1 protein-coding gene is annotated in these 626 nt (G+C 52.2%); it reads left to right on the forward strand.

The window, feature by feature from the left end; translation table 11 throughout:
- Positions 1-221 precede the first annotated feature (221 nt).
- Positions 222-626, forward strand: a 405-nt coding sequence (locus E1189_RS25080) for a hypothetical protein (RefSeq protein WP_230460079.1), incomplete at its 3' end; no start/stop codon positions are given.

The raw sequence follows: 626 nt of genomic DNA on the forward strand, positions 1-626 counted from the left end.
CCTCAACAGGCCGTATCCGCACGTCATCATCCGCTGTTCAGCCTTTGGACGACACATTTTGTGTATCGGGTCCGGAAAATAGCCTGGTCTGCCAAGGAGTTGGGAGTCCGTCTAGAATCAGGCTGTCACGCCAGGACAAGGAAATCCTTGAGCTGATAGCTGAGGGCTCTGCCTGTACCGCAACTTCCAGAAAAGTTCATTCCCCATCAGCGACAGGGGACGTGGTAATAGCAGGTGAATTTGTTGATGGGTTTCAGCTGCCTTTTAACTCTGAGATCAACGCCTGGGAAATTTACTGCCGGAAAGTTGTTAAACAAGAGGTTGAAGACGTTTATGAAGCAGCACCAACAGTTCCAGGTGCTTTGGACTGCGATAGCCCTGTACCGGAAGTGGAAGTATTGAATCAAGGTGAAAAGGGGGCAATATATCGAGAACAGCGCAATATCACCTGCCCCTGCGGCGCCACCTTCGATTCGCTCAACCTGCTTAAATCCCATCGACGGATCAGTAGTGGCGCCCAGTGTAAGGGGAAGCAGAACACCACCTGCTCTTGTGGTGCCACTTTAGGTTCGGTCAGTCTCCTTCACTCTCACCGTCAGAGCAGCCGAGACACTCGGTGCAAGGGG

This window comes from Parendozoicomonas verongulae, from assembly GCF_009711465.1.
Lineage (GTDB): Bacteria > Pseudomonadota > Gammaproteobacteria > Pseudomonadales > Endozoicomonadaceae > Sansalvadorimonas > Sansalvadorimonas verongulae.